Below are 24,365 nucleotides of genomic sequence, written 5' to 3' on the forward strand. Positions count from 1 at the left end.
ACCCCAACGCGCTAACCCCGTGGGATTTAAACGACATGCGAACAGCCAGAAACCAGCGACCCCAGGCTGACGTCATGCCCAATCCGTTACCCGTTATTTGGAAATCAATTTCATGAAAACTCTGGCTGCTGCAAATTACAAAGCGAACGGCGAAACTCAGAAACACTCACTGGGCGCCACCACCATGAACCTAGGAATCTTTGGCGTTTATTTCGCTCTTGCCGTGATCTACTTCTGGTTCGGTGGGATGAAATTCACCAACTACGAAGCACAAGGCTTAGTTCCATTGGTTGGCAATAGTCCGCTGCTGGGCTGGGTCTACAAGATTTTCAGTGTCAACATGTTCTCCAATTTGCTGGGTATTTTGGAAGTATCCATTGGTGCCCTGATACTGGGCCGTTTGTTATCTCCTAAGCTCTCCCTCTTGGGAGGCGCCCTGTCCGCCGGTTTGTTTGTGACCACCGTGAGCTTTATGTTTTCAACTCCGGGCGTGTTCGAACCAGGACTTGGTTTTCCAGCCATCACCATTGCCCCAGGCCAATTTCTGCTCAAGGACATTGGACTGCTGGCCGCCTCGATTTTCGTAGCCGGGCATTCTCTGGTTGAGCTTGAATCCCGCGCCAACTGATCAACGACCACTTCAATGGCCCGAGTGCACATCGCACTCGGGCCATTGTTTGTGCAAGGCTTATAAACCGCCATCCCGCAGAAGAAATCTTCAACCCTGCCCCAAGTGCCCTCAGCGCCTTAGTCCACTCATGGAGCTGATTGTCGTTTTCTGTGAAAAATACCTTCCATAAACTCAACTTCCCAGCCTGCGGGGCAAATTACCAAACCCCGAGGTCACTCGCACATTGCCCGAGCATGGACAAGTTCAAAAAACCTCGTTCGAGACGATCTGCAGCAAATACTGCACGTTCGGAGCACATCGATTTCCACTTAAAGGTAATAATTTCTGCACCCCAACGTACTAACCCGGTGGGATTTTGAACGACATGCGAACAGCCAGAAACCAGCGACCCCAGGCTGACGCCATGCCCAATCCGTTACCCGTTATTTGGAAATCAATTTCATGAAAACTCTGGCTGCTGCAAATTACAAAGCGAACGGCGAAACTCAGAAACACTCACTGGGCGCCACCACCATGAACCTAGGAATCTTTGGCGTTTATTTCGCCCTTGCCGTGATCTACTTCTGGTTCGGCGGAATGAAATTCACCAACTACGAAGCGCAAGGCTTAGTTCCATTGGTTGGCAATAGTCCGCTGCTGGGCTGGGTCTACAAGATTTTCAGTGTGAACATGTTCTCTTACCTGCTGGGTGTTTTGGAAGTATCCATTGGTGCTCTGATACTGGGTCGCTTCTTATCTCCTAAGCTCTCCCTCTTGGGAGGCGCCCTGTCCGCCGGCTTGTTTGTGACCACTGTGAGCTTTATGTTTTCAACTCCGGGCGTGTTCGAACCAGGGCTTGGCTTTCCAGCCATCACCATTGCTCCAGGCCAATTTCTGCTCAAGGACATTGGACTGCTGGCCGCCTCGGTTTTCGTGGCCGGGCATTCTCTGGTTGAGCTTGAATCCCGCTCCAACTGATCAATGACCACTTCAATGACCCGAGTGCGGATCGCACTCGGGTCATTGTTTGTGCAAGGCTTATCAACCGCCATACAGTTTTCAACCCTGTCCTCCATGTGCTGTCAGCGCTTTAGTCCACTCACGGGGGCTGACTCCGGTTTTTCTGCGAAATGCACGTGCCAGAGCCGACGGGCTGTCATAACCCACATCTTCGGCGATCAAATTGATGGCTCGACCTTCTCGCAATAGTTTCTGAGCCAGACTGACACGCCAGCTCAATAAATACTCTGCCGGGGTTTGTCCTATCACGGTTCGAAAATGCGCCGCATAAGCGGAACGTGACATGTTAGATTCATCCGCCATCTCCGCAATTGACCAAGGGTGGTCGGGAGCGTCATGGACACGCAGCAAAGAGTGCGCAAGCCGAGGATCGGCCAATCCTGCCATCAAACCAGTATGCAATTGATTCTGGTCCAGCAGATGCCGAAATAACAATATAATCAGCAACTCGAACAGTCGATTGATCACCGCCTCTTTACCACAGTGGCCATCGGCTGCCTCCGCGAACATCCACGTCAGCGTGGTGGCCAGCAACGGTAATTTGTCCAAAGGCAAAATCAACACGTCCGGTAGGGAGGCTGACAGCGGGTTGTCGATACCGCCTTCAAAATCCATCGACGCGCAGAGGAGCCGAGCACCGTCGGACTCCTGGGCAAACAAGCGGTGTCGGCATGGCCGTGGCAGGAATATCAAGCTGGGTTGGGTAAGTACCCTATCGCGGTTATCAACACCCTGCATTGTCACCGTACCTGCCTGCAACAGGTGGATATGGCCACGCTGATCAACGTCACCGTAGGTTTGAACCCCACAAAGCTGATCGTTGTAAAACAGGTTCGCGCGAACGCCAAATCGAGACAGCAACGTAGACAGACGATCCATAATCATTCCTCAACCGATGAAATCTTGCTGCCCATTGTCGGTCGAGTATTTAAAAAACACCATTGGGGCGGCGGCGAGCACCTGATCCTTTCATTTATTATCGGTGATGAGTCCCGGCGCCAGGGCTCGGAATGCCTATATGCGCCGAGCGCTCGCCCATATAGACCGGGGCTGCGAGGATAATGACAGCGCAGTTTTCGAGCAGCCCCTACCGCGCATCCAGACCGTTTACGGGAACCGGATGCGCTTCGATTGCCTTGATCACGACGTTCGTGCGCTGAGCGGCTGGCGCTTGCCTAGTGGTGTGTGTGGTTAGTTCTATTAGTCAATTTCGGCGATCTGTAGGATGGGTTTGAGTGTGATGCCTTTTGTGCTGTCCTCGGCGGCTTGGTTGATCTGTTCGAATGAATAGAACTTGACCAATCGGTCGAATGGAAACCGTCCTTGTTGATACAGCTCGACTAGTTGAGGAATGAATATTTGAGGCACACTGTCTCCCTCCACGATACCCCGGATGGTGCGCCCGCCCAATATCAGACTGTTAATATCGAAGCTCGCCTTGGTCCCAAGCTTTGGCGCTCCGACGATACCTAATGTACCCATCCCGCCAAGCGCCTCGATGCTGGCTTCAAGGACTTCCGGTCGGCCAGTGGACTCCAGCGCGAAATCGGCACCGCCACCTGTTATTTCTCGCACAGAGTCGATGAGCTCAACTTCCCGGCTGTTTATGGTATGGGTTGCACCTAGTTCGATGGCGAGCTCCAGCCGGGAAGGCACCACATCGACTGCGATGATGGTGGTGGCGCCGGCAATGCGCGCGGCCATGACCGCGCTCAATCCCACGGCTCCAGCGCCATAGGAGACGAAGCTGCTGCCGGGACGCACCTTCAGCGAATTGATGACGGCACCTGCACCTGTCTGGATACCGCAGCCCAAGGGGCCTAGCAATGCCAGCGGTGCCTCGACCGGTACTTTGATCGCATTTCTCTCGCGGGCCAGCGCGTAGGTTGAGAACGAAGATTGTGTGAAAAAATGATCATGCAGCGGTTCGCCGTCCTCACTTTGCAAGGCAATGTCCCCGTCCGGACCGGCACCGCCAAAGTTATGCTCGTAGAAGCTCTTGCAATACGTTTCATGGCCACTGACGCAAGGCGCACAATGGCCACAAGCACCGTAGGTCAATACCACGTGGTCACCGACCTTCAGGTTCTTGACGTTGGGTCCTATCGCTTCGACGACACCTGAGCCCTCGTGGCCGAGCACTGCCGGCAACGGCACCGGGTAGTGCTGATCACGCACGATCAGGTCTGTGTGGCACATGCCTACGGCGACTACCTTCACCAATACCTCGTCACTTCGAGGCGCACGGAGGTAGGCCGTTTCAATGGTGAAGGGCTGGCCTGGAGTTCGGGCCACCGCGACGGTGACCGCACGTCGATCTGCGGCTATATGCATAATGACTTTCTCCTCAGATGGGATAATCAGGTGCTTCGCCCTGGATGGTGAGCCATTGCCACTGAGTAAACTCTTCCCAGTTGGCCGGGCCTCCAATACTCGTTCCGTTACCCGAAGCGCCGACGCCACCGAACGGGTTGACCACTTCGTCGTTGACGGTCTGATCGTTGATATGCAACAAGCCCGTGCGCAAGCGTTGGCCAAGCTTGAGTGCCCGTCCGACGTTATTCGATATGACTGCCATCGACAGACCGTATTCGGTGTCGTTGGCTAACTTGATCGCTTGCTCATCGGTATCGAAAGGCGTCACCACCGCCACCGGCCCGAAGATTTCTTCGCGGAACGCAGGGTTGTCCGAACTCACGTTGCCAAGTACGGTGGGTGACAAGAACAGGCCCTCATAATGACCACCTACCTGCACGGTTGCACCGGCTTGACGAGCCGCTTCGATGATACGTAGCGCATTGTCGCGTTGGTGTTCATTGATCAGCGGGCCTATCTGCACATCCGCCCCAGTCGGGTCGCCGACACGCAGGCTACGCGCCTTGGCGGTCAGCTTATCGAGGAACTGCTCGTAAATGCCGCGCTGCACCAGCACACGCCCGGTGGCCATGCAGATTTGGCCCTGGTGCAGGTAGACCCCCCAGGCTGCATTGGTGACGGCCAGATCCAGATCGGCATCGTCGAGCACGATCAACGAGTTCTTGCCTCCCAACTCCAAAGATACTTTCTTCAGGTTGCGTCCAGCCGCTTCGCCCACCTTGCGACCGGCTGCGGTGGAACCCGTGAACTGGATCATTGCGATGTTCGGGTCGCTGGTCATGGCTGCACCGGTAGCGCCATCACCGGGAAGAACTTGCAGCACGCCGGCCGGTAGCCCCGCCAGTTCGAACAGGCGAGCGATCACGAAACCACCGCATACCGCGGTGCGCGGATCGGGCTTGAGTATCACGGCGTTGCCTAGTGCCAGCGCCGGAGCAACCGCACGCATAGCCAGGTAAAGCGGAAAGTTGAACGGTGAGATGACCCCGACCACGCCCAAGGGGCGCCGACGCGCCAAGCTCAATCGACCGGGTTGCGACGGGAGTACTTCTCCTGTGCTGCGCGACGGCAGCGACGCCGATTCGTGCAGCGACTTGGTCGCCAACGCGACCTCCGAACCGGCTTTTAACTGGATTGAACCACTTTCGCGTACTACCCAATCGATGATTGCCGCTGCATGTTCTTCTGCAAGGCTTGCAGCTTTACGCATCACCTGCGCGCGCTCGTCATAAGGCAGGGCAGCCCACGTCTCTTGGGCACAGGCTGCTATCGCCGCCTGTCGGGCGATAAGCGCAGCGTCGGCCAGTGCGATCTGGCCCAATTGTTTGCCGGTCGCCGGTTCTGTGACAGCAACGGTATTGTCGCCCTTACGCCATTGCCCATCGAACAAGCAACCATTCCAAATGTTAGTAGGCAAAAACTGTTGAGATTGAGTCATTGTACCTCCTATTTACGAATGAGCCAGATCACCGACTAACAATGACGAAAATTGCAATCTGTCGCGCAAAAGCAGTCAGAAACGGTCCAAATGATCATAGCTTGCTTTTTAATATAGACTTGTTAGTTAAAGCTGCAAATCTCATAAAAGATCACCCGTAACAAGGAGATCTTTACCTTAATCCTCGACTTTCAGGGTCTGTACGAAATATTTTCGAACGCAGATCAGGCAAGGCGAAAGCAGGAGAATAAGCGCAGTTGACGAGTTGTCAATAAGCATTGCGAGCCTGCCTTTCAACGCCGCATGGACGAACACAGATACATGTCGTACAGAGCCTGGAGCAATATGCGCCCCGCATCTACTAGCCTTGAGCTTCGATCTCATAGGAGATTCGACCTGCTGGCAGGAAAAAAAAGGCAATCACTGCACCGCCTTTCACTTCGGGATAGTGATGGCTTCCCGGGGCGGGTGCAGTCCAACCAGCCCCCTGCCAGCCCCGAGGCCCCGCGAGCACCGCTCCCTGATCAAGAGGAATGACCATATTCAACTCGCCATACGGATGGAGGTGGTAATCCCCGCGAAATGTGCGCTCTGAATTGTTTAATTCATAACCTTTGCTGTCCATATAAACCGTAGTAATACTAAAGTAAAACGTCTCTGCACAAGGTTCGCACAACCGGCTACGACGATAATTGGGGCCACTAATTTCTGTATCGGCTGCCCAGCCTTGTGAAACTCCTTTTATCACAAGATCAGCTATTGCCTGGTAAGTTTCACTATCGGGCCCGTATGTTTCGTTCAACCATTTATCAAGGTCAGCACCTGCGGTTTTATCCTTTACTTTTGAAAGAAATTCAATGCAGATGCTGATCAACTGTTCGCGTTCTTTCATTTGCAGACACTTCCCGTTGACTTTCTAAAACTCTCCCACAATTGCATCTGGACAAAAAATGATCATTCTGCAGTGTCATAATGCATGATATTCATCTATGCTAAATCTCGATACATTCTTGCAAAAGACTGATCTATGAACGCAAATTTTTCCTCAACGCCCTCTCATCCGGAATGGCTGTCATGGTTGCTTTTAACAAGCTGGATTTGAATTTAATTAGGGTATTCAATGCCGTGATGGAAGAAGGAAGTGTCCTTCGAGCCAGCCAACGACTGCATTTGAGCCAGTCCGCAGTCAGTCATGCATTATCGAGGTTGCGTGAAGTACTGGACCAGGAAATTTTCGTGCGTACCGGCAGGGGAATGACCCCGACAAGCTATGCCATGGAAATTATCGGCCCACTACGCCACGCACTGCACAGTATGAATGATGTGCTCACCCGCGCAGCGTCTCCATTTGAACCGCAACATGTGCAATGCTCTTTCACAATTGCCGCCAATGACTATATTTGCGCGACGCTCATTCCGCAACTTAACCGACAACTAACAGATGCAGCTCCGCGTATCGATTTGATCATTACACCTGCGACCCGATTGGACCTGGCGGAGCAAATCGATTTAGGACGTATCGACGTAGCCATCGGTACGTTCAGTAGAGTTCCTGAACGCTTGCGCACAGCACCTGTGTTATTTCAGAAAGAAGTGTTCATCTGCAGCAGCAGCCACCCCATCGGCTCGGCCCCCTTAAGACTTCAGGATGTGGTCGAGTATTCGCTGGCTGTTGTGTCCCTGGAGGGCTACGGCGACGGCGCTTTGAACGGATATATACTGGAAAGAGGATTAGCCAGACAGGCACAAATGTATGATCGCCAGGCATTGGAGTTAGCATTGGCAGAATCGGAATTATCAGTACGAAAACAAGTAATAGTTCCACATTTTCTGGCGTTACCGATGCTACTGGAGCAAGGTGAACTACTTGCGATTGTGCCAGAACCATTGGCCAGGACATTTGCTCGAACGCTAGGATTAATGATCAAACCCCTGCCCTACCCAGTTGCACGACAACAAGTGGATATGGCTTGGCATGGTAGCAATGATGATAACCCCGCACAACGTTGGCTACGCGGCCAGATCTATGCAGCCGCCAATGAAATATCTCGACCCTCTAATTAAGCAAAACCCTTTACCTGTGCTGGTAACTGAGGCGTACTGCCCAGTGCAGCACTTTCCTTTGCACTGGTTTAAATTGAGCGCCAGGAAACAAGTTATTTCCTGTAGACAACCGGCCCGACAGTCGAACCGGTTATCCGCCTCGGCGTTATTTCATTTTTTCAATAGATTCAATCTTTGCCGTGCCATCGACACGGTCGAAGGTGAACGCAACGTGATCGCCTGAGCTAAGCCCGACTATCTGATTCGCTGTCGTAGAAAATGCCATGGTCATGGCGGGCCACTTGATAGCCGGGATGGCTTCATGTGCGATGGTTACCGTGTGCTTCTCTGCGTCAATCGCCTTGATGATTCCTTGTGTCTTGGTTGCGCTCATCGCCTTGGCCGCAGGGCTCATGTTCATGTCTTGCATCGACTCTCCCCCCCTATTCATCTCTTCTGCGTAGGCGTTAAAGGAGAGCGCAGCTACGGTGGCTACAACTGCCATCAGAGTCAGTTTCATAGGATTTTTCCTTCATCGTTGGTGGGTACAGCGCAAAGATGGCGGCGTCGCATCAAGCGATAAGCCGCCGGTATGACAAAGAGGGAAAGCAAAGGAGCGGTGACCATCCCACCGACCATCGGCGCAGCGATGCGACTCATCACTTCACTGCCAGTACCGCTGCCCAACAGAATGGGTAACAAACCGGCGATGATGACTGCCACGGTCATGGCCTTAGGGCGAACACGTTGTACAGCCCCCTCCCGAATCGCCGCCACCAGCCCGCGCTCAGAACCATCGCCAGCGGTTTGGCTTTCGGCCCAGGCATTCTTCAAATACAGCAGCATGATCACGCCGAACTCGGCAGACACCCCGGCCAGGGCAATAAAGCCCACCCCGGTCGCCACCGACAGGTTGAAACCCAAGAGGTAAATGAACCACGCGCCCCCAGACAGCGCAAAAGGCAAGGTGGCCATGATCAACAACGCCTCATCGAAACGCGTGAAGGTGAGGTAAAGCAGCACGAAGATAATCAACAGCGTGGCGGGCACGACCAGTTTGAGGCGTGCATTGGCTCGCTCCAAAAACTCGAATTGTCCCGAGTACGCCAAGCTCATCCCCGGCTGCAACTTGACCTGCTTATTCACTGCCAGTCGTAGATCAGCCACAACGGAGGCGATGTCCCGACCACGCGCGTCGATATACACCCAACCCGAAGGACGAGCGTTCTCGCTCTTGAGCATTGGCGGGCCGTCGCTAACCTTCACCTTCGCTACCGTACCCAGGGTGATCTGCGTGCCCATCGAAGTGTTGATCGGCAGTTGTTCCAAAGCGCCGGGCGAGTCACGCCATTCACGTGGATAACGGACGCTGATAGGGAAGCGCGCGAGACCTTCGATGGTTTCTCCCACGTTTTGACCGCCAATGGCACTGGCCACAATGGCTTGCACATCAGCAATGTTCATTCCGTAGCGAGCCGCAGCCGTGCGATCGATGTCTACGTCAATGTAACGGCCACCGGTCAGCCGTTCGGCCAAAGCCGAGCTGACACCCGGCACCCCTTTGGCGACTTTCTCGACGGCCTGCGTGACCGCGTCAATTTCCATCAGGTTGGTGCCAGCGACTTTCACCCCGATAGGGCTCTTGATACCGGTGGCCAACATATCGATACGGTTGCGAATCGGTGGAATCCAGATATTGGTCAGACCCGGTACGCGGACAATCCGATCAAGCTCTTCTACGAGCTTTTCCTGAGTCATGCCAGGACGCCATTGGTCATGCGGCTTGAATTGGATGGTGGTTTCAAACATCTCCAACGGTGCCGGGTCCGTAGCAGTTTCAGCCCGACCGGCTTTGCCAAATACGTGTTCAACCTCAGGGACGGTTTTGATCAACCTATCGGTCTGCTGCAGCAGCTGTGAGGCTTTCTGTGCCGATAGCCCCGGCAGCGCCGAAGGCATATAGAGCAGATCGCCCTCGTCCAGACGTGGAAGAAATTCACCACCGAGATGGGAAATAGGCCACAGGGCACTGACAAAAACGAGTAGCGCGACCAGCATCGTGGCTTTCGGCCAACGCAATACTGCGTCCAAAGCGGGCTCATAAATACGGATCAACCAGCGATTTAACGGGTTGTGTTTTTCTTCAGGGATCCGCCCGCGAATCCAGTAACCCATCAGCACCGGTACCAAGGTCACGGACAACCCCGCCGCAGCGGCCATGGCATAGGTTTTAGTGAATGCCAACGGACCGAACAAGCGCCCCTCCTGCGCCTCGAGTGTGAACACCGGAATGAAAGACAAGGTGATGATCAACAAGCAGAAGAACAACGCCGGGCCGACCTCGGTCGCCGCGTCAGTCATCACGCGCCAGTGCTCCTCGCCCTGCAGTTCCTGCCCAGGGTGGTCCGTATGCCAAGCCTCGATCTTTTTGTGCGCATTCTCGATCATCACCACCGCAGCATCGACCATGGCGCCAATGGCGATGGCAATCCCCCCCAGCGACATGATGTTGGCGTTAATCCCTTGGTGGCGCATGACGATGAAAGCAATCAGCACCCCCACGGGCAAGGAGATGATCGCCACCAACGATGAGCGCAGGTGCCAGAGGAAAATCCCGCAAACCAGCGCAACCACGATGAATTCTTCAATCAACTTATGGCTGAGATTTTCCACCGCGCGATCAATCAGTTTGCTGCGGTCATAGGTGGTGACGATTTCCACTCCCTTAGGCAGACTACTTTTGAGCTCTTCGAGTTTGCTTTTGACCGCCGCAATGGTCGCTCGCGCATTTTTGCCGCTGCGCAAAATCACCACGCCGCCAACGGCCTCGCCTTCGCCGTCGAGCTCGGAGATGCCGCGCCGCATTTCCGGGCCCAGATGAATCGTGGCCACATCTCCCAAGGTGACGGGCACATTACCTATGCCGAGCTTGAGTGGAATGGCTCGAAAGTCATTGAGCGTCTTCAAGTAGCCGGAGGCACGCACGATGAATTCCGTCTCGGCCAATTCGAGTACAGCGCCACCGGTCTCTTGATTCGCCTTGCCGATGGCATCGGTCACCTCGGCCTGGGTGATGCCCAAGCTAGCCATCTTCAGCGGATCGAGTTGAACTTGATATTGCTTGACCATGCCCCCCACGGTGGCTACTTCCGCAACGTTGGGTAAGGTCTTGAGTTCGAATTTGAAGAACCAGTCCTGCAAGGCACGCAACTGTGCCAGGTCATGCTCGCCACTACGATCGACCAAGGCGTATTGGTAAATCCACCCCACCCCGGTCGCATCCGGGCCGAGGGCTGGCTTGGCGCTCGCCGGCAAGCGGCTTTGTATTTGACTCAGATATTCCAGGACCCGCGAGCGAGCCCAATACAGGTCGGTGCCATCTTCAAATAACACGTAAACAAAGCTGTCGCCGAAAAAGGAATACCCACGAACCGTCTTAGCCCCGGGGACCGAGAGCATGGTGGTAGCCAACGGGTAGGTCACCTGGTTCTCAACGATCTGCGGCGCCTGGCCTGGATAAGGGGTACGGATGATGACTTGCACATCCGACAGATCCGGCAGTGCATCAATAGGCGTAGTTTGAACCGACCAGATCCCCCATGCCGTGATGAACAGCGTGGCCAGCAGCACCAGGAAGCGGTTGCCCACCGACCAGCGAATCAGCGCGGCAATCATGGCTGGCCTCCCGTTTTTTCCAATGTCTCGACATGCAGGCCATCATCATTCTGGCTCACTGAGAATCGAACCTTATCGCCGGCTTTGATACCCACCATCAGCGCCGGATTGGCCAGTGGGAAGCTCATGGTCATACCCGGCATACCCAGGGTGTTGAACGGGCCGTGGGCAATTTTGACCTGGGCATTATCGATTTCCAGAACCTGGCCTTGCGCCTCATGCAAGACCGCGGACGCCGTGCTTGGCGTGGACATATCCAACGGGGTTGCAACGATGCCTTTGAGACTGGCTTCCGAGTCGAGCAGGAACTGCCCCGAGGACACTACCTTCTGTCCTTCCTCCAGGCCTTTCAATATGGCGGTTTTGCCGTCGTTGTCCTGTCCTATCTGCACTTCTACCGGACGGTAACGACCGCCATCCTGCGCAAGCATCACCAGGGCTCTGCGCCCCGTGCGGATAACCGCTTCGCTAGGCACCCATAAGACACTCTGCTGCGTGGAGCGGCTGATACTCACTTGTGCGGTCAAACCAGGCCTGAGATGCCCGTCTGGATTGGGCAGCTCGATGCGCACGCGAAGGGTGCGGCTGTCAGGGTTGGTGTTGGGAAGAATCGTGCTGACGGTCCCTTTGATCGTCGTCCCGGGAAATGCCGGGAAATGCGCCTGCACTGCTTGGCCGATTAACAGCGATCCCGCCTCGGCTTCCGGGACGGCCACCTCCATCCAGACCTTGCTCAAACCGTTGATACGGGCCAATGTCTGGCCTGCGGCAATCGTCATGCCTTCGCGCACGTTCAGCTCTTGCAGCACGCCACCCATAGGGCTGCTGATGGTCAGGGTCGGTTGGACTTTGCCACTGCGCTCGACCTGGGCAATCAATCCGGTCGGCATGCCGGTCAGCCGCAGTCGTTGGCGAGCCGCGCCCAGCAAAGCCGAATCGCCGTTTTGCTTGAGCGCCAGAAACTCTTCCTGCGCACCTGCCCATTCCGGTACCAGAATATCCACCAATGCGGCATTGGCATTGAGTACATCGCCAGGCGCTCGGGCATAAACGCGCTCGACAAAACCCGCAGTCCGGGATTGAACGACGGCGACATCCCGCTCGTTAAATGCCAGGACGCCGACCACGTCCACGCTTGAAGCGAATACGCCTTTGCTGACAGTGGCAAACCGCACACCGAAGTTTTGCGTCAAGCTTGGATCAATGCGAACCGATGCACTGTCGCCGCCGCCATCGGCGTATTGGGGAACCAGTTGCATATCCATGAAAGGCGACTTGCCCGGATGATCAAATTTTTGCTGCGGGTACATCGGGTCATACCAGTACAGTGCCTTGCGATCCGTTGAGCCTTTTGGCTCCGGTTGAGTCGAGGCTCCTGGCATTCCCGCCATTTGCGCTTTAGGTATCCAGTATCCGCCCGCGATGCCGAAGGCAGCCGAGATCCCCATCAGTAAGGCCACTTTCCACATGTTAGAACTCATTGAGCAGACTCCCCATAGGCTAAGTAGAGGCGAGCACTGGCTAACGCACGTTGCTCCTCAACATCGATTTGCTTGAGGCGGGCTTCGATCAGCTCGCGGCGGGCAGTGACCACTGAACCTAAATCGGCCTTTCCGGCGCGATAACTGGCCATGCTGAGGTCGACCTTTTCCCTGGCCAGAGGCACCAGGCTTTTCTGACTGCGGCGAACCGCGCGATTCTGGCGTTCATAGTTGGCAAGCTCGTCCTCCAGCTCCTGATTGTGCTCGCGCAAAGCGGCTTCACGCTCGGCCTCGATCTGATTGAGCTCGGCGTACTTCGCGGCAATCTTCGGGTTTTGGCGTGTGCCCGGAAACAGCGGAAGGTCAAAGGAAAACTGCACGCTGACCATGTCGCCGAACTCGCGTCCGCGATGCTGGTAGTCAACTTCCCAACTCCAGTCCGAATGCTTCTCTGACTCGGCTTCACGAACTTTGGCCTGCGCCTCTCGGGTCATGGGTACATAGGCCGCCAACCTGGGATGGTTGTGCAAGTGGCGGGTGTAGCCTGCGGTATCAGGAGACCAATTTGGCAAGCCACCTACCGGCTTGTCGTTGCCCGCGGCGCCAATCCAACGTTTGAGCGCCGCTCGGGCCTGGTCTCTCTGCCGGATCAATTCGTCCTGCTGCTCCTCCAACTGAGCCGCTTCTTGCTTAGGTGTTACCGCATCGGACGGCTGCGCGCGGCCGCTGGCGATCTCGGCCCGGACGGTATCGCCGAGTAGGCGGTTCTCTTTGTAGAATTCCTGAAACAGCGCGTCCTTGCGCTCAACGGAGTAACTGTTGATCCAGGCCATGGCCGTGGACAGGCGCACATTCAGGCGCTCTATTCGACGCTCTGCCGTCGCACGATCGACGCTCGCATCAGCGACTTCAATACGCGCTTTGCGCTTGTAGCTGTTGGGCACCTCCTGCTTGATCCCCGCCATTCGCATGGTCATGAAATCATCGTCGATACTGCCTCGATTCGGCCCGCCGACGGGAAAATTTTGCACCCCCAGAATCAGCTTGGGATCAGGTAGCTCGCCGGCGGGAATAGCGGCACTGCTAGCTGCTTGGATTTTTGAGTCTTGCGCGTTCAGCGACGGCGCCGTGTTTTCGGCCAGCCGTAGCGCTTCATCGAGTGTCAGTGGCGCAGCCAAGCTCGGCAAAGCCAATAGGCTTGCCGCAATGCCGACCACTAAAGGCCAGCCCGTGCGATAGCACTTGGAGTTCATGCTTACGATTCCTCTGGTCATCCATTGCGCGTGCTCAAAGCACAGGCACAACAAGGCCACTCCGTGAATGCGGAATGAAGCTCAACGTGGGATAGGAATCAAACGCGCGGCGGGCGCCACACCCCGGACGGGGTCGGTACAGGCGAAAAATCGCCGGAGAAGGAGGTGACAACGGCATGAGACAAGGTAACAGGCATCTTAATGACCGAGACTTGCAGCATGCTCCCGGTCTTGCACTCTTGACCTGATTTACACGGCTTACCGTGCTCTGAGGGGCTCTTGGTATCCTGACAGCAATCGGGGGTCATGCCCTCCACCATCGCCATGCCGCTAGCTTCCATCGGGCACGGTTGCGCCGATGCCTGAACGCCCGCCATCCCGCTGAGGGGAAGCGCCAAGCTAATCATGAAGATGATGCAAAACCGCAGATAACGCTTCATGGGCAAGAGTGTAGTCGCTGAGAGTGGCTCTCACAATGGGAGGATTGTACTCAGCAGCCTGCCAAAGCCGCTGACTGAGCTGATATCACCGCATCTGAATTAAGCTGGCATTATCGTGCGGCCAGCTTTGTCAGTTATTTTCAAGTATGACAGCGCCCTACTTACGGCTTACCGCCCTGCTGTGCTATTTGGGCAGCTGAACCTTGCTGCGGATCGGAAGGCAGCAGACTGAAATCGCGCAGGCTCGATGGATTATGAGGATTGCCAATCAACAATCGCGTCGGTTTGAATCCAGCGTTCACGACACTTTTTGTAGGGTCGAATTCACCGAATCGCAACCCTGCAAGATCCGCCCAACTGTGAATGAAGTGCGATGTGCTGTAAGGGCGCGCCAGGTATTCAGGAGGCTCCATCGTCGTACCTTGTGCTGACTTCCAACTTGGCGACTTCCACACAATAAAGGGCACGGTGTACATCGGCCGCGTGGGCGCGGCTTCATTACGCCCCAAGACATCCGGAGCGACAGGGTCGTAGACAGACTCGCCGTGATCGGACAAATAGAGCAGAAAGCCGTTGGGATCGGTATCACTGAATCGCTTGATCAGTGACGACACCACATAGTCGTTGTAACGCACCGCGTTGTCATAGGCGTTGTAGAACGCCAACTGGCTTTGCGTAACGTTGGCCGGCACGCCGGTGCGATCCTTGAAATAGTCATACGACTCGGGATAACGATACTTGTAGCTCATATGCGTACCGAGCAGGTGCACCACAATCAGTTTTCGCGGAGCATCGTCCTCCAATACCTTCGAGAAGGGTTCGAGTACATCCTCATCGTATTGGCTGGTCTGGTTCTGGTCGCGATTGTTGTTCAGGTACCGCTGCTCATCAGCCTGTTTCGAGAACAGCGTTAGCATCGTGTTGCGCTTGGTCATGGTCTGCTGATTGGTGATCCAGAACGTCTTATAGCCCGCCTGCTTCATCATGCTGACCACCGTGGGCGTGCTCAGAAACAGATTCGGATGTTCCTGATCGGCAAATGTCAGCACCTGTTCCAGCGTTTCGATGGTATAGGGACGGGGCGTAATGACGTGATCGAAGACCTGCAGTTGATCACGCAGTTGATCCAGGTTTGGCGTGGTCTGCCGGGCGTAACCGTACAGGCTCATGCGCTGGCTGTTAGTCGATTCCCCGATGACCAGCACCAGTGTCGAGCGTTGTCCGGCATGGCTATCGGAAAGGTTCAGCAAGGGTGGTATCTGCGCCTGCACGGCGAGCATCTTCGACATTTCAGCCAGTTGCTGACGGTACTGGTGGTACCCCACGACCATTTGCCACAGCGCCGCAGCCTCGATGTTTTCTTCGAACTTGGAGATCGCCAGGCTGAGCGTCGGGCGTTTACGCAACTGATTGACTGCGTTGAACCCAGCCCCCACCACAATGAACAACGCACAACACGTCACAATCGCCCTGCGAGACAGATACGCGGGGCGCACGCGCGTCCAGAGCACCAGCCCACCCAAGGTATAAGCCGCGACCACGCTAACAATCGACCAGGAGAAATAGTGCCCCAGGTACTCGGATGACTCCTGCATATTCGAATCGAACATGATGGAAATCACGCTTTGGGAAAACTCCTGACCATAGATCTGAAAATAAAGCAGGCCCGAGAGCGAAGACGCCCACAGGACAACGCCGATCAGCCCCGCCAATACCCGCGCTTTGGCCGGAAAAAGGATCAATGGAATCAACCACAGCACCGTGACCATTGAGGCCTGAAGCATTCCTTTCCAACCTGCCACACCCGCATGAACGATCAGCAGTTGCGTCACCCCGGAAAAGTACCAGAAGAAAATGAAACTCCAGAGCAGGCCCGGCCAGTTCGTCGGCTGACGGGTTGAAAAAGCAGACTGCATCGCGTTCATGAAACCCTCTTTGTATTCAAACAATGTCCACCAGCATCCACACCCGCGGTCAGAACCGGATCAAGTCGCCGTTGCGCAAAAAAATAGCGGCGCATGCCGCCCATATAGCCCCATCAACCTGCAGGCGAACGATTAGGCCTCAGCGTTTGCCTAATCAATTCCAAACAGTTGCTCTGAACTTCCGAGAGAGGCAGGCTCGCGTCGACATCAACGATTCGCGCGCCGTTGAAAAGCAGCAACGGGGTCACATCCACTTTTCTCTTGATCAGCGCCGGGTTGTGATCAGGCTTACGGGCCAACGCAGTTTCAACGTCGATGTTCAAGCGAATCACCAGCGTAGGCCTGTGAAGAGCCATGCGCTGATACAAGGCAAGCTCCTCAACGGCCAGCCATGCCGTCAGGTAACCACTTGGTCGAGCGGCACTGAGCCCCGGCCCATCGTAGAACCCAGGCACCTCTATCTGTGGATAGCGATCACAGATGACCAGCCCGACCTTTTTACGCTTATTGAGCATCTGTTTGAATCGGCGCACACGCAGCCTTGAAAAGACATAGATGGTCAGCGCCGTGAAGAAGCCCGGAATACGCTCTCCCACAGTACGTGCTTGCCGCGCCTTGGATGTCAGATGGCGCTCCAACAGCGGGCCTATCAATGGCCAGGCACCAATCTTCAGTCCGATCGTGCCGGAGCCAAGGCCAAGATACGAATAGCTGGCTCCCTCGGCTTTCAAGGCATTGCACAAATAGGATGCGAGAGTGGTTTTGCCCGCGCCGTCGGAACCGATGACGGCAATCAAGGGAGCCTCTGCCTCGGCGCGCTCCCCGGAAAAGCGGCAAAACGTAGGATCATTGCCAGGCATACTCACTTAACCATTTTCTAAATGAAGAGACACGGCTGCCTTGGCCTGTGCGACGACTTCTTCCAGCGCCAGGCGGCTATCCAGATCCACGATAGGCGCACCTTGGTATTCGAGCTGTGGAACACTCGCGACCTTGAGCGCGAGAGACTCGTAACGATGATCCGGTTTGCGTGCAAATGCCGTTTCCAGGTCAACGTTCAAGCGAATGACCAGATCCGGTCGGTAGCTGACCATGTAGGCGTATAGCAGTCGTTCACACCCAGCCAAAAAGCGCACAAATCCGTTGCGATGTTTGACCTTCAGAAGACCTGGGCCATCGATCTTCATGCTCGCCACCGCAATCTGCGGGAAGCGATCAGCCACCACAGCGATGCCACGGCGGCGAAGTACCATCATCTTTCGATATCGCCTCCAGCGCCGCACCGACAATAAAAAAATGACAAGGGCAACGAGCGTGCTTGGCCCTCTCCCACTGCCAGGAAATGAGGAGTGATCACGAGCCGAATTCGCCGCGAGCAAACGACCGATAACAGGCCCCACCCACGGCCATTTCACCAGCGCCTCACCCAATGATTTGGATTGAATACCCAGGTGACAGCTCTGTACATCCCGCGACTCTTTCAGCCACGCGAGAACAGCAGCGGACACCGTGGATTTGCCAGCGCCATCGCATCCCACGAAGGCAATCAGCGGTGCCAGTCCGCCCGGCAAAACACCTGAAAGAGGCGCTTGAGGACGTACAACTTCAGCTTGAATATCCTGCTCCGTCTCCTCGCCAGCCACCGTCTGTTGGTTATGGGTTGCGCTGTTCATTGAAGGGTTTCCATCTCGCTCATCGGGGGCAGTACGAGGTTACGCGTTGCTACTGAATGTCTCGTTGGTCTCAGCGGTAAAATCGTAGAGGCGCGTTACCTGCCCGTCCCTTACCTGCATGACCTGGTCAGCCAGTTCAATCAGGCGAGGGCGATGAGAAACGGCGATGATGGTGATCTCAGGCGTCAGCGCCTTAAGGGATGTGCAGATATCGAACTCGGAGTCAGGATCAAGTGCACTGGTCGCCTCATCGAGAATCAGCAGGCGTGGACGATGAGCCAGGGCACGGGCAATCACAATGCGCTGACGTTGCCCGCCAGAGAGTTTGCCGCCACGCTCACCGACCACCGAATCCATGCCATCGGCCAGGCTTTGTACGAATTCCCATGCTCCAGCCTGGCGCAACGCCCGTTCGGCATCCGCACGCGTCAGCGTAGGCTCTCCCAACGTGACGTTGGCAAAAACGCTGTCATGCAGCAGAAGCGTTTCCTGCGTTACATATCCAATCATACGGCGCCACTTACGGCGATCGAGGTCATTCAGGATGGCGCCGTCAACACGTATTTGTCCTGCCTGAGGGCTCAGTAAAACGCACAACAGATCGAGTATGGTCGTCTTACCTTCACCGGACGGTCCCACCAACGTGGTCATCATGCCGACTTCAAACGAAAAAGAAGCCTTTTTAAGAACAGTGCGCTGCTCGTAGGTAAACGATACGTTGTCAAAATCAATGCGTTGTTCGAGTGTCGGCTCACCGCTCCCGCCTTGAGGCTCTACCTGGGACGCCGCCGTTTCTACCGCCTGACGTAATGCCCAGAACGCACTCTCCTGTCCCGCCATGCGGTGATATCGCTGTTGCGCCTTGTGCATCAGGCCAAGCACGCGCACCACCATAAAGATCAGTACCATCACCGATGACAACGGTAACTGCCAGATCACCAACCCCGCATAGAGTCCCGCAGCCGCCAGGATGGCTAACAACGGTTCCTGCAGGGCACGCAATGTTTCCCGGCTGGTCACCTCGTTTTCCATGGCTGCATTGAGCTCGGTGGCTTGGTGTCGTAGCAGAGAATCGGCGATGTCTTCTCGTGCCATAGCCTTCAACGGTTTAACCGATCCGAGCGTGTCGGTGAGGTTCACCAATAGATCTTTCATCAGGCGAGTCTGGCTTCTACCCGCGCGCCGCGATGTTTTGACCAATCCTCGAAGACCAATGAGAATGGCCAATCCCACAATCAAGCACACCAGCGCCGCCTGCCATGACACGACCAGCGCGATGGCAGCGTAGGCCGCCGCCTGGATCGATAGGGCGACCATATTAGCGGCGTGCTCATACGCCGTGGATGCGCGATAGGCCTCCGTCGCAACTGCGTTGGCCAGCGCCCCGCCTGGTTGATGCAAATAATATTCCCAGCGACTTCCCAAGGTGGCATTGATCAGATCCACCCGCAGGTCGGTGGCCACACGCGCAACGGTATACCCCACTTGGCGGTTGGCTAAAAGGATCAAAAAGCTGCTGACCGCCATGCCGACGACAATGATGATCAATAACGACGGTATTGTCGGTTCGACCCCCACACTCCTCAACGCATTGACAACCTGCACGCCAAATTTTGAATGAGCGTTGTCGCCCAACATCACCGAAACCAATGGCAGCATGGTGGTCAGGCTGATGCTCTCAACCAGCCCGGCAACCACCAGACTCAGCAACATCAAGCTGGTACGTCCCGGGTAGGATCGACCAAACGCAAAGATAATTCGCATAACACTCACAAATAATTACAGGCTTGGCGCCTTCGATATTCTTGTCGCACAACAACCCGGTTGTTCAGCTCATAGGCACTCTCGCTATTGGCCAACAACCTCACAACCGTCAACTGACCAGGCCGGCCAAGGAGCGCAGCATCGCGAAAGCATGGATAATCCGGTCGATCTGCTCAGGGGTGTGGGCAGCGCTGACGCTGCATCGAACCAGTGTAACGCCTGCCGGGGTCGCAGGTGGCAACACCAAATTGACGTAAACACCCTGCTCGATCAACGCGCGCCAAAACAGCAGGCCTTGTTCTTTGGTACCCACCATCACGGGAACCACCGGGCTGACATTCGGCCCCAACGAATAACCCAACTCCGCCAGCCCACGGTACAGGCGATTGGCGTTGTTCCAAAGCTGGTCTCGCAACTCGGGACGTGTGGCGATCGAACGCAGCGTCGAGCGCACCGACGCAATGACCGAAGGCGAAGGTGATGCGGTAAAGATGTAGGGACGGCTGGCATAACGCAGTATTTCCATGCCACTACTCTTGCCGGCAGCGAAACCGCCAATCGCCGCCAGGCTTTTGCTAAAAGTGCCCAACAAGATGTCGACCTCGCTCTCGACACCGAGCGCTTCGCACAGGCCTCGACCATTGGCGCCCATGACGCCGAAGGAGTGTGCTTCGTCAACGAGCAGATGACCGCCGAGCCTACCTTTGACCTCAACGATTTCTCTGAGCGGTGCGGTATCTCCCAGCATGCTGTAGATACCTTCGACAATGATCAGCGCATTTTTGGCGCGCTCGCCCAGGCGACGCAGCCGTCGCTCAAGATCCTTGGCATCGTTATGCTGAAATCGGATGATTTCGGCACCGCCCAGCGCACACGCGTCATAGATACTGGCATGGCAATCAGCATCCAGCAGCACCACCTCTCCTGGCGCGGCTAACGAGCCGATCACTCCCAGGTTCGCTACATATCCCGTGGAGAATACGATGACCGAAGGGCGATCGAGAAAGGCTGCAAGCTCAGCCTCTAGCGCCATATGGCCACCGTAACTGCCGTTGGCCATTCGCGACCCTGTCGTGCCGGTGCCTTCTGTTGTCAATGCCTGTTGAGCGGCCTCAATGGCGTCAGGGTCAAACGTCAACCCCAAGTAATTGTTGGTTCCTGCGAGGATGACGTTTTGATCGCCTATGCGCCCCTCGGTAGGCGAATACACCGCATCAATACAGGTACCAAATGGACTGGGGGTCATACCTTGAAGACTGGAACGTTCGGCAGCCAGACGGCTGAAACGATCATACAACCCCATGACTTTTCTCCACATAAGCCACAAGCGAACTGGCCAGCTGTTGTGGGGTCCTGACGTCCATCAATATATTAATGGGAATGGACAGATCGTACTCGTCTTCCAGTCTCATCAGCAGGTCCATCATCTTGACGGACTCCAACCCCAAGTCGTTGACCATGTCACTCTCCGGGCCTACCTTTTCCGAGGCCGGAACCATTTCTCGAAGGCATACCAGGACATTTTTCAGAATCGTGTCTTGCGTAAACATGGCCAACCTCTTAAGCGTTCAAATTGACGCGTTTTTTAGAACAGCCGGTCTTTCAGCGCGCGACGCAGCTTGATCTGGGGCACCCAGCCAATGGCATTGGTAATGTCGGCATTGCTGCAGGTCCAATCGTCGTGAACCAGCTCTTTGACCTTGCTGGTCGTAAGCATCGGCTCACCTGGAATCAGGTAGGACAAGGCGAGGTTCAGCCGCGCCAGACCATTCAGCGCAGCCCTGGGAATGGGCATCTGCCGAACAGGCGCCTTGCGGATATCGGCCCCAATGCACGCCAAGGCCTTCCAGCTATATCCACCCAATGTACCGTCACCGATCTCATACGTCGCGGCTTTCGCCACAGGACTAGTGATCCATTGCAATACGGCTGCGGTGAGATCAAACACATGAACAAAACTCAGATGCGAGTCGCTTGCGCTCAATCTGATCAACAGTCCACGCAACAACCAGGAAAACAAAGGTTGCAGCTCTCGATCGCCCGAGCCATACACTGCGGTCGGCCTGAAAATACCGACATTGATCTTTCCGGCCGCATGAAGGACTTCCCGCTCCGCGTTAAACTTGGAGTTGGAGTACCAGGAAAGCTCGGGATGGCGTGCCGCCAGGGACGACATATGCAGAAATCGCTCGCAGTCCCCACCGTCACGCGCAGCTTCCATGACTCGACGGCTACCGTCGACATTGGTGAGATGAAAGCCATATTCATCTCGCCCTCTGACAGCACCCGCGCAGTGGACAACCGTGCGAGCCCCCGTCACCAGCTCAGTCAGTGATCGTGAGTTTTCCAACGAACCTCGCACCCAATAAATACCATTGCGCAAGCCCGACCGCGTCCGGCTCAAGGCACGCACATTGAAACCCTGGGCGACTAGCATGCGTCCGATCTGCCCACCGATGAACCCGCTCCCTCCGGTCAGGGCCACCGTATGTGCCATCATGCTGAACCCGCGACAGCGAGGGTTTTCTGGCACGCCGCTAACTGACTGAGAAAGCGTTTACGAGCTTCGGCCCTGGCTGGCTTACCCGATGAGGTCCGAGGAATGCTATGCGGTGGAACGAGCTCGATTGTGGGCGAAAGTCCGAACTCGCTATGGATCTTGGCAAACAAGGTGTGCACAAGTCGTTCGCGCAGCTCTTTTGCGAGGATCCGACACTGCACCTGCACAACCACCGTTGTCTCCCCGTCTTTCTGCACAATAAAAACGATAGCGTCACCCGGCCTGACTTCCGGCTCGGACTCAGCGACGAGTTCGATATCCTGAGGCCAGATGTTTCTGCCCCGGATGATGATCAGGTCTTTCTTGCGCCCCGTAACATACAAGTCACCGTCAAACAGATAGCCCAGATCACCGGTGTCCAATCGTTGGACGGTTTCCAACTGCCGTTTCGACTCCTGATCCTCGAAGTACCCAGCCATCAGGCTCGGACCGGAAATGACAATTCGACCAATACAGCGCTCGGCTAGTGCATGACCCGCCTCATCGAGCACCTGTAGTTGATGACCCGGCAACGGGCGACCGCAATTAACAAATGTGCTGACGGCCGTGGATCGCCCAGTGGCTTTAACGGCCCTTCCTTCAAGCTCCAGGATGTCTCGATCCACTCGATCAACCTGCCCACCCGTGCCGGGAGCCGCGAAGCTGACGGCTAGCGTATTTTCGGCCAATCCATAACACGGCATGAACGCACTGGCTTTAAAACCCGCAGGAGCGAAATGCTCGGCGAAGCGGTTAAGCGTGGAAATCGCAATGGGTTCCGCACCGACACCCGCCACTCGCCACCACGAAAGATCCAGGCTCTCGACCTCGGCAGTACTGCAACGACGCACACACAAGTCGTAGCCAAAAGGTGGCGCGACAGACACCGTACCTCTGTTACGGCTCATCAGATTCAACCATTGCTTGGGGCGCATGGCGAAATCTTGCGTCTGCAAATAGTCAACCGATAGCTGTGTGGCAACCGGGGTCAGGACAAAACCCACCAAGCCCATGTCGTGGTAGTACGGCAGCCAGGAAATACAACGATCTTTGGGTTGCAGCCTGATGCCATCCAGGCTGATGCCTCGAAGATTAGCCATAACCGAACGCTGCGTTACGACCACGCCACGAGGAAAACGGGTACTGCCCGAGGTGTACTGCAGGTAAGCAATATCATCCGGTTGCGCGGGCACGAGCTCGACGTCGAACATGGGGAGCGCTTCGACCAAATCAAAGTCGCCGGAAAATTTCAGAGCGCCAGCATCAATGGCCTCATTCACAAACGGCAACCACTCCCGGCCGCCGATAATTGCAGAAGGAGAACAACTGGCCAGCAACCCTCGCAGCTTTTCAACGTAGGTATGATGGTGCCCTACACCCGTTGGGATGGGCAGCGGCACCGGGATCAGACCTGCATACTGGCAGGCAAAAAAAGCTTCAACAAAGCAAGGTGTCGTGTCCGCGATAAGGGCTACACGATCCCCCTTCTTCAGGCCAATACCCAGTAGCCGCTTGGCCGCCGCAACGGCTCGAACCTGCAATTGCCGGTACTCGACAACGGCCACCAGATGGCAACGTCGATCGTAGAAATTCATACCTGTTTGCCCGAGCGCCGCATAGTCAAGCGCCTCGGCCAGCGAAGCAAAATCCGCCAGGCGTTGAGGAAGCGAATGCACAGCGCTTGTCTCTGACAAATAGAGAACGGTCATAGGTCTGAGCCCTTTATCAGGTGCACCACTAAATCTCGCACGAGGTTTGAGGCCACGACAGGCATGGCAGAAAACTTGGGCACGACGCAATTAGCGATCAATTAAAAACAGCATCCACTCGTCGATAAATCGATATCGACGCTTGAACACCTCTCATTTTACGCTTAGGTGCCGCTGCCATTACTCTAAAAGGCATACTACCGACCAGCAGTGACTGATAAAGACTGTCATTTAAGACCCACCGTCAACTATAAAACTCAGATACAAAGAACCCGGCTAAAGACGTTCAACCTACCATTTTACGATGTGTCTCTAGCTGAGGCATTCCATGTTCAGACGCGGCACACCCACCACTCCAGGTGCCCAGAGCTAACGGAAAACGGCCCTTTCTTGAGGAAACTCATTCTTTCTTCAGGCTC

At 55.5% G+C, this 24,365-nt stretch carries 20 protein-coding genes; 3 read left to right on the top strand and 17 right to left on the bottom strand.

Annotation, left to right across the window (positions count from 1 at the left end; translation table 11 throughout):
- Positions 1-112 precede the first annotated feature (112 nt).
- Positions 113-628: a YkgB family protein gene (locus tag AWM79_RS23425; RefSeq protein ID WP_060783869.1), complete on the top strand. Its 516-nt coding sequence runs from the start codon at positions 113-115 to the stop codon at positions 626-628.
- Between the two features lie 444 nt (positions 629-1,072).
- Complete coding sequence (locus AWM79_RS23430; protein WP_060783870.1) at positions 1,073-1,588, top strand: YkgB family protein; 516 nt, start codon at positions 1,073-1,075, stop codon at positions 1,586-1,588.
- 81 nt (positions 1,589-1,669) lie between these two features.
- Here the strand turns inward: AWM79_RS23430 and AWM79_RS23435 are convergent, their stop codons facing one another.
- From AWM79_RS23435 to AWM79_RS23450, 4 genes are all read right to left on the bottom strand, one after another.
- Positions 1,670-2,509 (bottom strand): AraC family transcriptional regulator, encoded by an 840-nt coding sequence (locus AWM79_RS23435; RefSeq protein WP_060783871.1) that lies wholly within the window; start codon positions 2,507-2,509, stop codon positions 1,670-1,672.
- A gap of 321 nt (positions 2,510-2,830) precedes the next feature.
- Entirely contained in the window at positions 2,831-3,964 is a 1,134-nt protein-coding gene (locus tag AWM79_RS23440; protein WP_017134294.1) for an NAD(P)-dependent alcohol dehydrogenase, read from the bottom strand.
- Positions 3,965-3,977: 13 nt separating this feature from the next.
- A complete protein-coding gene (locus AWM79_RS23445; protein WP_026013451.1) occupies positions 3,978-5,444 on the bottom strand; it encodes a benzaldehyde dehydrogenase in 1,467 nt (488 codons plus the stop codon).
- Between the two features lie 361 nt (positions 5,445-5,805).
- Positions 5,806-6,336, bottom strand: a complete 531-nt coding sequence (locus AWM79_RS23450) for a 4-hydroxylaminobenzoate lyase (RefSeq protein ID WP_017134296.1) — start codon at positions 6,334-6,336, stop codon at positions 5,806-5,808.
- Between the two features lie 182 nt (positions 6,337-6,518).
- Between AWM79_RS23450 and AWM79_RS23455 the strand changes: the two genes are divergently transcribed.
- Positions 6,519-7,508 carry a LysR family transcriptional regulator gene (locus AWM79_RS23455; RefSeq protein WP_060783872.1) on the top strand — a complete coding sequence of 330 codons (990 nt, stop codon included), beginning with the start codon at positions 6,519-6,521 and terminating at the stop codon, positions 7,506-7,508.
- 145 nt (positions 7,509-7,653) lie between these two features.
- Here the strand turns inward: AWM79_RS23455 and AWM79_RS23460 are convergent, their stop codons facing one another.
- From AWM79_RS23460 to AWM79_RS23520, 13 genes are all read right to left on the bottom strand, one after another.
- Positions 7,654-8,007 carry a copper-binding protein gene (locus tag AWM79_RS23460; RefSeq protein WP_017134298.1) on the bottom strand — a complete coding sequence of 118 codons (354 nt, stop codon included), beginning with the start codon at positions 8,005-8,007 and terminating at the stop codon, positions 7,654-7,656.
- Positions 8,004-11,162, bottom strand: a complete 3,159-nt coding sequence (locus tag AWM79_RS23465; protein ID WP_017134299.1) for an efflux RND transporter permease subunit — start codon at positions 11,160-11,162, stop codon at positions 8,004-8,006. The genes AWM79_RS23460 and AWM79_RS23465 overlap by 4 nt, the downstream gene beginning before the upstream one ends.
- Positions 11,159-12,643, bottom strand: coding sequence for an efflux RND transporter periplasmic adaptor subunit (locus AWM79_RS23470; protein WP_026013452.1), 1,485 nt, complete (start codon positions 12,641-12,643; stop codon positions 11,159-11,161). Before AWM79_RS23470 ends, AWM79_RS23465 begins: the two co-directional genes overlap by 4 nt.
- Positions 12,640-13,896: a TolC family protein gene (locus tag AWM79_RS23475; RefSeq protein WP_060783873.1), complete on the bottom strand. Its 1,257-nt coding sequence runs from the start codon at positions 13,894-13,896 to the stop codon at positions 12,640-12,642. The genes AWM79_RS23470 and AWM79_RS23475 overlap by 4 nt, the downstream gene beginning before the upstream one ends.
- Positions 13,897-13,994: 98 nt before the next feature.
- Positions 13,995-14,336, bottom strand: a complete 342-nt coding sequence (locus tag AWM79_RS25810) for a hypothetical protein (protein WP_060783874.1) — start codon at positions 14,334-14,336, stop codon at positions 13,995-13,997.
- Between the two features lie 161 nt (positions 14,337-14,497).
- On the bottom strand, positions 14,498-16,261 hold the full coding sequence (cptA, locus tag AWM79_RS23485; RefSeq protein ID WP_017134303.1) for a phosphoethanolamine transferase CptA: 1,764 nt from the start codon (positions 16,259-16,261) through the stop codon (positions 14,498-14,500).
- A 113-nt stretch (positions 16,262-16,374) separates the two neighbouring features.
- Positions 16,375-17,121 (bottom strand): nucleoside/nucleotide kinase family protein, encoded by a 747-nt coding sequence (locus tag AWM79_RS23490; protein ID WP_017134304.1) that lies wholly within the window; start codon positions 17,119-17,121, stop codon positions 16,375-16,377.
- 6 nt (positions 17,122-17,127) lie between these two features.
- Positions 17,128-17,934: a nucleoside/nucleotide kinase family protein gene (locus tag AWM79_RS25815; protein WP_244159597.1), complete on the bottom strand. Its 807-nt coding sequence runs from the start codon at positions 17,932-17,934 to the stop codon at positions 17,128-17,130.
- A gap of 39 nt (positions 17,935-17,973) precedes the next feature.
- A complete protein-coding gene (locus AWM79_RS23500; protein WP_017134306.1) occupies positions 17,974-19,698 on the bottom strand; it encodes an ABC transporter ATP-binding protein in 1,725 nt (574 codons plus the stop codon).
- A 109-nt stretch (positions 19,699-19,807) separates the two neighbouring features.
- On the bottom strand, positions 19,808-21,001 hold the full coding sequence (gene spt, locus AWM79_RS23505) for a serine palmitoyltransferase (RefSeq protein WP_017134307.1): 1,194 nt from the start codon (positions 20,999-21,001) through the stop codon (positions 19,808-19,810).
- Entirely contained in the window at positions 20,988-21,248 is a 261-nt protein-coding gene (locus AWM79_RS23510; RefSeq protein ID WP_017134308.1) for an acyl carrier protein, read from the bottom strand. The genes spt and AWM79_RS23510 overlap by 14 nt, the downstream gene beginning before the upstream one ends.
- Positions 21,249-21,283: 35 nt before the next feature.
- A complete protein-coding gene (locus AWM79_RS23515; RefSeq protein ID WP_244159598.1) occupies positions 21,284-22,183 on the bottom strand; it encodes an NAD-dependent epimerase/dehydratase family protein in 900 nt (299 codons plus the stop codon).
- 11 nt (positions 22,184-22,194) lie between these two features.
- Positions 22,195-23,946 (bottom strand): fatty acyl-AMP ligase, encoded by a 1,752-nt coding sequence (locus tag AWM79_RS23520; protein WP_017134310.1) that lies wholly within the window; start codon positions 23,944-23,946, stop codon positions 22,195-22,197.
- Positions 23,947-24,365 lie beyond the last annotated feature (419 nt).

This window comes from Pseudomonas agarici (assembly GCF_001543125.1).
Lineage (GTDB): Bacteria > Pseudomonadota > Gammaproteobacteria > Pseudomonadales > Pseudomonadaceae > Aquipseudomonas > Aquipseudomonas agarici.

Excerpts from the sequence above, each read along its gene's own strand:
- AWM79_RS23425 (WP_060783869.1), top strand. The coding sequence starts at position 113 with ATGAAAACTCTGGCTGCTGCAAATTACAAAGCGAACGGCGAAACTCAG.
- AWM79_RS23430 (WP_060783870.1), top strand. The coding sequence starts at position 1,073 with ATGAAAACTCTGGCTGCTGCAAATTACAAAGCGAACGGCGAAACTCAG.
- AWM79_RS23435 (WP_060783871.1), bottom strand. The coding sequence starts at position 2,509 with ATGGATCGTCTGTCTACGTTGCTGTCTCGATTTGGCGTTCGCGCGAAC.
- AWM79_RS23440 (WP_017134294.1), bottom strand. The coding sequence starts at position 3,964 with ATGCATATAGCCGCAGATCGACGTGCGGTCACCGTCGCGGTGGCCCGA.
- AWM79_RS23445 (WP_026013451.1), bottom strand. The coding sequence starts at position 5,444 with ATGACTCAATCTCAACAGTTTTTGCCTACTAACATTTGGAATGGTTGC.
- AWM79_RS23450 (WP_017134296.1), bottom strand. The coding sequence starts at position 6,336 with ATGAAAGAACGCGAACAGTTGATCAGCATCTGCATTGAATTTCTTTCA.
- AWM79_RS23455 (WP_060783872.1), top strand. The coding sequence starts at position 6,519 with ATGGTTGCTTTTAACAAGCTGGATTTGAATTTAATTAGGGTATTCAAT.
- AWM79_RS23460 (WP_017134298.1), bottom strand. The coding sequence starts at position 8,007 with ATGAAACTGACTCTGATGGCAGTTGTAGCCACCGTAGCTGCGCTCTCC.
- AWM79_RS23465 (WP_017134299.1), bottom strand. The coding sequence starts at position 11,162 with ATGATTGCCGCGCTGATTCGCTGGTCGGTGGGCAACCGCTTCCTGGTG.
- AWM79_RS23470 (WP_026013452.1), bottom strand. The coding sequence starts at position 12,643 with ATGAGTTCTAACATGTGGAAAGTGGCCTTACTGATGGGGATCTCGGCT.
- AWM79_RS23475 (WP_060783873.1), bottom strand. The coding sequence starts at position 13,896 with ATGAACTCCAAGTGCTATCGCACGGGCTGGCCTTTAGTGGTCGGCATT.
- AWM79_RS25810 (WP_060783874.1), bottom strand. The coding sequence starts at position 14,336 with ATGAAGCGTTATCTGCGGTTTTGCATCATCTTCATGATTAGCTTGGCG.
- cptA (WP_017134303.1), bottom strand. The coding sequence starts at position 16,261 with ATGAACGCGATGCAGTCTGCTTTTTCAACCCGTCAGCCGACGAACTGG.
- AWM79_RS23490 (WP_017134304.1), bottom strand. The coding sequence starts at position 17,121 with ATGCCTGGCAATGATCCTACGTTTTGCCGCTTTTCCGGGGAGCGCGCC.
- AWM79_RS25815 (WP_244159597.1), bottom strand. The coding sequence starts at position 17,934 with ATGAACAGCGCAACCCATAACCAACAGACGGTGGCTGGCGAGGAGACG.
- AWM79_RS23500 (WP_017134306.1), bottom strand. The coding sequence starts at position 19,698 with ATGCGAATTATCTTTGCGTTTGGTCGATCCTACCCGGGACGTACCAGC.
- spt (WP_017134307.1), bottom strand. The coding sequence starts at position 21,001 with ATGGGGTTGTATGATCGTTTCAGCCGTCTGGCTGCCGAACGTTCCAGT.
- AWM79_RS23510 (WP_017134308.1), bottom strand. The coding sequence starts at position 21,248 with ATGTTTACGCAAGACACGATTCTGAAAAATGTCCTGGTATGCCTTCGA.
- AWM79_RS23520 (WP_017134310.1), bottom strand. The coding sequence starts at position 23,946 with ATGACCGTTCTCTATTTGTCAGAGACAAGCGCTGTGCATTCGCTTCCT.